The sequence below is a fragment of the Actinoallomurus acaciae genome (assembly GCF_042429965.1).
Lineage (GTDB): Bacteria > Actinomycetota > Actinomycetes > Streptosporangiales > Streptosporangiaceae > Actinoallomurus > Actinoallomurus acaciae.
Window position 1 is genome coordinate 22,073 of record NZ_JBHLZP010000135.1, and the last position, 9,639, is coordinate 31,711.

Sequence of the window (9,639 nt, forward strand, 5' to 3'; positions counted from 1 at the left end):
ACCGACCCGATTCCGATCAGTCGCCGAGGGACTTGCAGGGCCGGGTGCGCAGCTCTTTGACGTAGTCGTCCGGCGCCCCGGCCTTCTCCGCCGCGTCGGCGAGAATGCCCAGGTAGCGGGCCGAGGGCAGGCCGCCCTCGTAGTCGTCGAGGACGTAGAGCCACGCGAGCGCGTCGCCGTCGAGCGTGGCGATCCGTACGCGGATCTTGCGGTAGACGCCGAGCGCGGCGCCCTCCCACTCGTCCAGCGCCTGCTCGTCGAACTCCGGCACGTCGTAGAGCACCACGAAGACGTGCTCACCGGCGGCCTCGACCACGGTGGCGAGGGCGCCCTCGAAGCCGACGTTCTCTCCTCCGAAGGTCAGCCGCCAGTCCTGCAACCAGCCGGTGGTGCGCAGGGGCGAGTGCGGAGCCCGCTCCGCCATCTGGTCGGGATCCATATTGGAGGCGTACGCCGCATACAAGGCCACGGTCGCCCAGCGTACGGCCTGGACGGGCGTGGCGGCACGTTAACTCCCGGAGTGCGGGAGAATGAAGCATGTGAGTACACGCATAGCCATCATCGGAGGGGGCCCGGGCGGCTACGAGGCCGCGCTCGTCGCCGCGCAGCTCGGCGCGGACGTGACCGTCGTCGAACGCGACGGCCCCGGCGGTGCTTGCGTGCTGACCGACTGTGTGCCCTCCAAGACCCTCATCGCGACCTCCACCCGCATGGCGACCCTCTCGGAGTCCGCCTCGCTGGGCGTCCGGTTCTCCGGCGGCGGCGACGGCATCGTGGGCGGCCTCGAGGTCGATCTTCCTCTCGTCAACAAGCGCGTCCGCGAGCTCGCCTGGGCGCAGTCCGCCGACATCGAGGACCGGGTCTCCGCCGAAGGCGTCCGGATCGTCCACGGCGACGCCCGCCTCGTCGACCCGCAGATCGTCGCCGTCGGCGACGAGCGGATCCAGGCCGACGTCGTCCTCATCGCCACGGGAGCGACCCCGCGCGTGCTGCCGGGGTCCGAGCCCGACGGCGAGCGCATCCTCAACTGGCGCCAGCTGTACGAGCTGCCGGAGCTGCCCGAGCACCTGATCGTGGTCGGTTCCGGTGTGACCGGCGCCGAGTTCGCCGGCGCGTACCTCGCTCTCGGGTCGCGTGTGACGCTCGTCTCCTCGCGTGACCACGTGCTGCCCAACGAGGACGAGGACGCCGCCCGCGTGCTCGAGGACGTCTTCCAGCGCCGCGGCATGGAGCTGCTGGCCCGTTCGCGTGCGGCGGGCGTCCGCCGCGTCGGCGACGGCGTCGAGGTGACGCTGACCGACGGCCGTACGGTCCGGGGTTCGCACTGCCTCATGACGGTCGGCATGGTCCCCAACACCAAGGGCCTGGGCCTGGAGGAGGCCGGCGTACGCCTCGACGAGCGCGGCTTCGTCCAGGTCGACAAGGTCTCCCGCACGTCGGCGGCCCACGTGTACGCCGCGGGCGACTGCACCGGCGTCCTGATGCTCGCCTCGGTCGCCGCGATGCAGGGCCGGATCGCCATGTGGCACGCCCTCGGCGAGGCGGTGCAGCCGCTGAAGCTCGGCTGGGTGGCCGCGAACATCTTCACCGACCCGGAGGTCGCCGCGGTCGGCGTCACACAGGCGCAGATCGACTCGGGCGAGGTCCCGGCGCGCATCGTGAAGCTGCCGCTGTCGACCAACCCGCGGGCGAAGATGCAGGGCTTCCTCGACGGCTTCGTGAAGCTGTTCTGCCGCCCGGCGACGAGCATCGTGCTGGGCGGAGTGATCGTCGCCCCGCGTGCGAGCGAGCTGATCCTGGGCCTGTCCATGGCCGTCCAGCAGCACCTGACGGTCGACCAGGTCGCCCACACCTTCGCGGTGTACCCCTCGGTCTCCGGCAGCATCACGGAGGCGTCCCGCCGTCTGATGCAGGAGTCGGCCTACTGAGGTCCGCCGCGCGGTGAGGGGGAGTTCTCAGGCGCTCCCCGAGACCGGCGGACGCGGAGGGCTCGGCACCTGAACTCGCGGTTACGCCGGGCGATCGGCCGGGCCGCGTGGCGACCCGGCCGGCGACGCGCGGGCCCGCGATCAGAAGTACGTCGACGTGAGATCGCCGGTGGGCCAGGTCTTCACCGCGTCCGCGGCGGTGTGCAACGCGGGGTCGATGTCGGAGTAGCTCGGCGCGCTGCCCTCCTGCCGCTGGTCGAACAGCACCGCCCACGACAGCCCGTCGTACCGGCGGACCATGAGCGTGCTGGTGCCGGCCAGGCTCCCGTCGTGCCAGGTGTTCATGCCGCCGGTGACCGGCCGCACCATCCAGCCGCACCCGTAGTACCAGCCGTTGCTGTTGACCCCGGTCGCGGGCTTGGCGAACGCCTGCTGGATCGAGGTCGCGTTCAACACGCTCGTACCGCCGTCGTAGATCCCCGCGAGGCGGGTCAGGTCCATGGCGGTGGCGAGCCATCCGCCGTGGGAGTCCATGTTCTCCAGGTTGAACCCGCCGTACTGGGTGGGCACCGTCTTGCCGGTGTTGTCGAACACGGTGGGGGCGGTGTAGATCGAGGAGTAGGGGACCTCGCCGCTCGCCGCGGTGAGCGTGTGGCCCTGGCGCATCCTCGTGATGCCGCGCGGCGTCAGCACCGTCTGCTGGACGTAGGTCGCGTAGCTCTGCCCGGTGACCTTCTCGATGATCCGGCCGAGCAGCATGAACCCGTAGTTGGAGTAGGCGTACGTCGTCCCGGGTGCGTGGTCGAGCTTGCGCGTCGACTCGTAGCGCATGATGTCGGCCTGCTTGATCGGCAGGGCGATGCCGAGCGCCTGCGCGATCGTCGCGTCCTGGAACATCGGGTCGGGGGAGATGTCGCGGTCCCAGCCGCCGAGGTGCTGGAGCAGCCGCAGCACCGTCACATCCTTCAGCCGCGCGTCGGCCGTGGTCGACAGCCCGAGCAGCGTCGCGACCTGGTCGGTGAGTTTCAGCTTCCCGTCCTGGACGAGCCGGAGCACGGCCGTCGCGGTCACCGGCTTGGAGATGCTGGCGATGCGGAACAGGGAGGTGGGCTGGGTCGTGAGGCCCGCGTCGTCGCTCCAGGTGTAGCCGCGGGACAGGACGAGCTTGCCCTTACGAACGACCGCGAGCTGCCCGCACGGGATGTTCCGCGCCTGCATGAAGCTCTTCACCGTCGTGTCGAAACCGCTCAACCCGGCCAGCGCCGTTCCCGACGTGCGCCATGAGCGCGTGGCCGCCGTCCCGGCCGCCTGACGGACCAGCTTGGTCTGGCCCGAGGAACAACCCGCCAGGAGCGCCGGCGCCGCCACGCCGACTCCTGCCAGCCCGGCCGCCTTGCCGAAGTTCCTCCTGGTCAGTGGTGCCACGCGTCCCCCAAAGTTTGATCATTAACTGCGGACGATCCATACCTTAAGGGCAACGGGGTGCAGGGAGTCGCAAAGAAGCAGAACCCGGGCCATCGAAGCCTCTGCCGACGGATTTCAGGCGCAGGACACTAAGGTCATTACGTGGGAATGGCGGGAGAAGCCGGAGAAAAGGCGGCTGTAGGGCTTTTCGGGGCCGCTACGAAGCACTTTCATGTTCCTCCGGGCATGGTGCGTGACTCCGCGGACCTGACCGGGCGACGGTCCGCCGAAGCGGGCCCTCGGTCATTGGCGGATGCGGTCGGCGGGCTGCCGTCACGATCTGTGGACCGTCGGACCCTCACCAAGGATCCGATCGATGTCGCCTCGGGCGAGGTGGTACTCCGCCAGCCCGATGTCGAACTTGCCGGAATCCTGCCGCTGACGGTCGAGCGAACGCATCTGTCGTCCTACCGGGCCGGGGGATGGTTCGGACGGTCGTGGGCCTCCACCCTGGACCAGCGTCTGGAGATCGGGCGGACGAGGGCGTGGTTCGCGGACGCGGACGGAACGATCGTCACCTATCTCCGGCCGGAGACGCCCGGCGCGCCGGTCCTGCCGGATGCGGGGCCGTGCCGGCCGTTGCGGCTCACTCCCGATGGCACGTACACGATCAGCGATCCGAGAACCGGGCGGACCTGGCACTTCGCAGCGACGGGCGACGGTGTCGGCGTGCTGCCCGTCTCCGCGATATCGGACCGCAACGGGAACCGGATCGAGTTCGAACGCGACGGCTCCGGGACGCCCACGGCGCTGGCGCACTCCTGCGGATACCGCATCGCGGTGGGCGTTCATGAGGGCCGGGTGCGGGCGTTGCGACTCGTCACGGGTCGTGGCGGCTCGGCCAGCGACGGGATCACGCTGGTTCGCTACGGATACGACGAGACCGGCGATCTCGCCGAGGTCGTGAACTCCTCCGGTCTGCCGCTCCGCTTCTCCTACGACGAGAACGCCCGGCTGACGGGATGGGCCGACCGCAACGGCCATCGGTACCACTACTCGTACGACGAGCGCGGGCGCGCCGTCCGAGGGAGTGCGCCGGACGGGTTTCTCGCGGTGACGCTGCGCTACGGGGAGCGGGATCGCACCACGTCGGTGACCGACTCGCTCGGTCACACCACGCTCTACCGATGCAACGAACGGGGCCAGATCGTCAGTGAGACGAATCCGCTGGGTGCGGAGACGCTCTTCACCTGGGACCGTCACGATCGGCTGCTCTCCCGCACCGACCCGCTCGGCCGGACCACGAGGTTCGTCCACGACGACGCGGGGAACCTGACCACGCTGGTCAGGGCCGACGGAAGCCGGATCAGCGCGCGTTACGACGCGCGGAGCCGGCCCCTGGAGATCACGGGTTCCGGCGGTGACCGATGGCGGTTCCGCTACGACACGGCGGGGAACGTGATCGCCGCGATCGATCCCACGGGAGCGGAGAGCCGGTACGGGCGGGACGCGCGCGGCGGACTGACGTCCATAACGGATCCTCTGCGGAACACGACCCTGATCACCTGCGACGCGGCCGGACTGCCCGCCGAGGTCGTCGATCCGCTCGGCGCCGTCACGTCCCTGAGGCGCGACGCGTTCGGACGGGTGGTCTCGTTGGTCGACCCGGTCGGCGGCGAGACCCGATACGCCTGGAACATCGAGGGAAAGCCGGTCTCGCGCGTGTCGCCGGGCGGCGGCGCCGAACAGTGGCGCTACGACGGCGAGGGCAACCTGATCGCCTACGTCGACGCGGAGGGCCGGGGCACGAGCCTCGAATACGGTCCCTTCGACGTGCCGATCGCGCAGGTCGGCCCGGACGGGGCGCGGCTGCGATTCGAATACGACACGGAGTTGCGGCTGACGTCGGTGACCGACCCTCAGGGGCTCCGCTGGCGCTACCGCTATGACGCGACCGGAAATCTCGTCGGAGAAAGCGACTTCAACGGCTGGGAAATCGTCTATCGGCGCGATTCGGCCGGTCAACTGGTCGAGCGCACGGACGGGACGGCCCACTCCACGCGTTTCGTTCGCGATCGGCTCGGCAACGTCGTCGAAAGGCGCCGACAGGTCCTCGGCGGGCCCGCCGTCTCCGGGGAGACCGTCGCGACCTTCTCCTACGATTCGGCCGGCCGGCTGGTGGGCGCCGCCAACACCGACGCCGACGTGCGCTTCGACCGAGACCCGGCCGGACGGGTGGTGGCTGAGACCCGCGACGGCCGCACCGTCACGTCGGTGTTCGACCGGGCCGGTCGCCGCGTGAGACGCATGACGCCGTCGGGCGCCGACGTGCTCTGGTCCTACGACGCCGCCGGCCGCCCGGCGACGATGACGACCGCCGGCCGGTCGGTCGTGTTCGGACGCGATCTCATGGGGCGCGAGATCGAGCGCCGCGTCGGCGGGACGCTGCTGACGCAGGCGTTCGACGGCGATCACCGGTTGATCGAACAGACGATGGCGGCGGTCTTCTCCGGCGGGCCGGGTGACGTCGCAGCCGCCCCGGCGGCCGGGGTGCGGCAGCGCCGCTCGTACCGCTACCGGGCCGACGGTCATCTCACGGCGGTCGGCGACTTGCTGAACGGGACGCGGGAGTTCGACGTGGACCCGGCCGGGCGCGTCACCGGAGTACACGACCCGTCAACGCCCGGCTGGACCGAACGCTACACGTACGACCAGGCCGGAAACATCACCAATGCCGTCTGGCCGGTACCGCCCGGCGGCGACATCGGCTCGCTGGGCGACCGAGAGTACGCCGGGACCCTGATCCGCCGAGCCGGCGACATCCACTACGAGCACGACGCGCGGGGCCGGGTCACGCGACGCCGGCGCCGTACGCTCTCCGGCAAGGTCCGCGAATGGCGTTACACGTGGGATGGCGATGACCGGCTCACCGAGGTCGTCACGCCGGACGGCGCGCGGTGGCGCTACCGCTATGACCCGTTCGGCCGCCGTGTCGCCAAACTCCGGCAGAACGACCGCGGAGAGATCATCGAACGGGTCGAATTCGTCTGGGACGGCACCGTCCTCGCCGAGACCCACACCGGCGGGCAGGCGACGACCTGGGTGCACGACGGCACCTGGCCCTTGGCGCAGATCGAACGCCGGCCGACGCAAGAGGAGATCGACGAGCGGTTCTATGCCATCGTCACGGATCTGGTCGGTGCACCCGCCGAGATCGCGGATGCCGACGGCAGGATCGTCTGGCGGCGGCGGGCGACGTTGTGGGGCACGGCGGAGCCGGTCGTCACCGGCGACGTCGACTGCCCGCTACGTTTTCCCGGTCAGTACCACGACCCCGAAACGGGCCTCGGCTACAACGTCCACCGCTATTACGACCCCGACACCGGCCGGTACCAGAGCCCCGATCCGCTCGGCCTGACACCGCAGCCGAACCCCTACGCCTACGTTCACGATCCGACCGTCGACGCCGACCCGCTCGGCCTGATGAGCTGCACGGAGGGCAACCCCCTCGTCCTGAACCTCGGGGGAGAGGGCGAAGTGGCGGGCGCGATCAACCTGAACACGCTCATCGCGCCGCTTCGCTCCGAGACGTCGATACGCGACACCGGACTCCTCGTCGTCGGATCGATGGAACGGATCCCCTTCGCCGACGGGGTGTTCGATCGCGTAGTCGGCAACAAAATGCCCTTCATGCACGGCGACTTTCCGCAGAACGTGGCGGACGAGTCCTTCCGGGTGCTGCGCCCCGGCGGGACCGTCCAGTTGGGCGCGTCGAACGTCGGCGGCGCGGCCTGGGTACCGTATCTGGAGAGAGCCAACTTCGCGGACATCCAGGTCCAGGGGAGACACGCGATCGGAGTCCGAGCATGAGCCCTTCTCCTTCTCCGGCCCGCGATTTCCTGCGATCGCGGCCGGTGCCTCCAGCGCCGTCCGCGGAGTTCGACCAGTGGCTCGACGCCTGCCGCGGTCTCGGCGCGGAAAGCGCTCCGGCTCTCCTCGACGCCCTGGAACACGGGGACGAGGGCGAGCAGTACGGCGCCGTCATCTGCCTCCGCCAGTTCGGCTACGAGGCGTGGGCCGAGGGATACGGCGAGGAGCTCAGGTACAGCGTCCGCTCTCCCGATGGCGAGGAGAAACTGATCGAACCCGACCGGCGTTAGGTTGTCCACAGGCTGTGGACGGCCGGTCAGCGGGGAGGACGGCTCTGGTCGGGGTCGTCGGGGGTCGGCAGGCCGTGCTGGCGCAGGCGGGCGCGGCGGATGTCGCCTGAGTTGACCGTTACGACGAAGGTGCTGCTCAGCAGGGCCAGCAGGCCGACCGCGACGCGGATGCCCCATGGCGCGGGCAGCAGGCCCAGCAGCACGCACACCGGCACCATGAGCGCGAGGTGGCGGGCCAGCATGCGGCCGCGCCACCCCGCGTCGGTCAGGTCGTGCCGGACCCAGTCGTGGTTCTCCTCCGGCAGCCGGAACCCCGCGGCGTAGCGAAGACGCCGCAGGGGGCCCGGGTCACCGGGCAGCCGGCTCAGGGCCGGCTCCGGTCGGCGGGTGCCTTACCAGTCGCCCCCACCGAAGTCGCCGCCTCCGAAGTCGCCACCGTCGAAGCCTCCGAAGTCGCCGCCGCCGATGTCGAAGCCGCTGTCGCCGCCGCCGACGTCGCCGGAGCCACCGTCGAAGCCGCCACCACCCCAGCCGCCTCCCCAGCCACCGCCGAGGCCGCCGCTGAAGATCGAGCCGAGCGCCGTGCCGATCAGCAGACCACTCAGCATGTCACCCCCGCCGAAGCCGGAGTAATAGCCCCCGGCGTACGGCGCGTACATCGGGCCGGCGTCCCAGTAGGGCCGCTGGTAGCCGCCGACGGTCACCATGCGCGCGTCCGGAGTCTGGCCGGACAGCACCCGCTGGGCGTCGTCCGCGCACGCGGGCACCGAGCGCGGCGCGCCGCCCGGCGGCGCCCAGGAGACGTCCTGGACCGAGGGGCCGTGCTGCGGGTTGAAGAAGCAGGGCGCCCGCCGCTCGGGCACCGGCCGCCCGTCGAGCCGGGCGCGTACGGCGGTCATGAAGTAACGGCCGTCCTCCAGCGCCGTGGTGACGTTGCGCATGTCCTCGGGCCGCTTGGCCGCGTCGACCGCGGACTTGGACTGGTCGTAGGAGTTCAGCGCCTTCTGGTAGTCGTCCCTGGCCGCCGGGTCGAGATCGGGGTCCATGACGTTGAGGTTGAGCGCGGAGATGTCCTCACCGAGCCGCGTGACGTCCTCGTACACGCTCTCCTTGAGCTCGGCCATCTCCTGTTCCTTGCGCCGCTTGCGCCGGCGGGAGACGAAGAAGATCCCGAACACCGCAGCGAGGACGACGATGACGAGGACGCCGAGCAGGACCAGCCCGGCGGCGGTGCCGGAGCTCTTCTTGTCCTTGATCGCCTTGTTGAACTGCTGGTTGAGGTTGAGCAGGAGGTCCTTGAGGTTGGACGATTGCCCGCGCGCCTGCGCGACGAGGTCGCTGACCTTGCTGCTGCCCAGACCCTCGTGGGATCCGGCGATCACCTTGGAGCCCCGGCCGTCGAGCAGGATCAGCGTGCCCTTGCGGCCCAGGGCGCGGTCGAGCTGGGTGAGGCCGTTCGCGCTGACGCGCTCGGTCTTGACGACCGCGATCCGGATCGTGGAGTCGTCGTCCTTCAGAGCGCTGACCACGGCCTGCCGGTCCGAGGAGGACAGCGTCGCGCCGGCGTCCTGGGACAGGTAGAACCGCTGGGACTTCAGCCCCTGCACGACGCTGTTGAACGGATCCGCGCCGGCCGGGGACGCGAGTCCGAAGAGCAGGGCGACGACCACGGCCAGTGCGGCGGAGATCGTTAGACGGCGTATCTTCATGAGGCCTTCAGGTGAGCAGTTTTTGCCTTTGTTTTACTATGACGGACGAGCGTGCGGGTCGGTTCCGATCAGCGGCGGTCAAGGTCACCGCGCAGTACGCGCTGCACGAGGTCCCCCCTGAACTGACCGTAGCCGGTTGTAGCCCAGACGCTACGCGCGGGATCCACCTCGTAGTAGGGAGTCGCGCCATCTCGCAGCACGTCGGGGGCCTCCCGCGCCCGTACGGCCTTCGCGCAGGCGGCGCAGGCGCGCACCGTGATCCGCTCGCGGCCGCCCACCGCGCGCCACCGCACCGACACCGGCCCGTCGCCGTGGAGCGGGTTGAAGAAGCACAGCGGCGTGGGCCCCGGCCCGCCGCGGGCCGCCTCCGACGCGTCGTGTCCCATGTCGATGAGCACCAGCACGCCCGCCAGGTCCGGCACCGTACGGGCCGTGTCG

7 protein-coding genes and 1 pseudogene are annotated in these 9,639 nt (G+C 70.3%); 3 read left to right on the plus strand and 5 right to left on the minus strand.

What is annotated here, in order from left to right:
* Positions 1-16: 16 nt before the first annotated feature.
* The gene (locus ACFFNX_RS19535; protein WP_378203857.1) at positions 17-469 is read right to left on the minus strand and encodes a gamma-glutamylcyclotransferase family protein; all 453 of its coding nucleotides are present in this window, start codon (positions 467-469) and stop codon (positions 17-19) included.
* 70 nt (positions 470-539) lie between these two features.
* On the opposite strand from ACFFNX_RS19535, the gene ACFFNX_RS19540 reads away from it, so the two are divergent.
* A complete protein-coding gene (locus ACFFNX_RS19540; protein WP_378203860.1) occupies positions 540-1,928 on the plus strand; it encodes an NAD(P)H-quinone dehydrogenase in 1,389 nt (462 codons plus the stop codon).
* Positions 1,929-2,069: 141 nt separating this feature from the next.
* Here ACFFNX_RS19540 and ACFFNX_RS19545 read toward each other — a convergent pair whose 3' ends face one another.
* Positions 2,070-3,353, minus strand: a complete 1,284-nt coding sequence (locus tag ACFFNX_RS19545; protein ID WP_378203863.1) for a serine hydrolase domain-containing protein — start codon at positions 3,351-3,353, stop codon at positions 2,070-2,072.
* 321 nt (positions 3,354-3,674) lie between these two features.
* Here ACFFNX_RS19545 and ACFFNX_RS19550 point away from each other — a divergent pair, with 321 nt between their 5' ends.
* Entirely contained in the window at positions 3,675-7,202 is a 3,528-nt protein-coding gene (locus ACFFNX_RS19550) for a DUF6531 domain-containing protein (protein ID WP_378203866.1), read from the plus strand.
* 44 nt (positions 7,203-7,246) lie between these two features.
* The gene (locus ACFFNX_RS19555) at positions 7,247-7,492 is read left to right on the plus strand and encodes a hypothetical protein (protein WP_378203869.1); all 246 of its coding nucleotides are present in this window, start codon (positions 7,247-7,249) and stop codon (positions 7,490-7,492) included.
* A gap of 26 nt (positions 7,493-7,518) precedes the next feature.
* Here the strand turns inward: ACFFNX_RS19555 and ACFFNX_RS19560 are convergent, their stop codons facing one another.
* The 3 genes and pseudogenes from ACFFNX_RS19560 to ACFFNX_RS19570 all read right to left on the minus strand — a co-directional run.
* On the minus strand, positions 7,519-7,860 hold the full coding sequence (locus ACFFNX_RS19560) for a DUF5313 family protein (RefSeq protein WP_378203877.1): 342 nt from the start codon (positions 7,858-7,860) through the stop codon (positions 7,519-7,521).
* A gap of 24 nt (positions 7,861-7,884) precedes the next feature.
* A complete protein-coding gene (locus ACFFNX_RS19565) occupies positions 7,885-9,201 on the minus strand; it encodes a hypothetical protein (protein ID WP_378203871.1) in 1,317 nt (438 codons plus the stop codon).
* A gap of 68 nt (positions 9,202-9,269) precedes the next feature.
* Positions 9,270-9,639 (minus strand): annotated as a pseudogene (locus tag ACFFNX_RS19570) (hypothetical protein); the annotation flags it as partial.

Bases quoted from the DNA above. Each gene is read 5' to 3' on its own strand.
- ACFFNX_RS19565 (WP_378203871.1), bottom strand. From the start codon at position 9,201: ATGAAGATACGCCGTCTAACGATCTCCGCCGCACTGGCCGTGGTCGTC.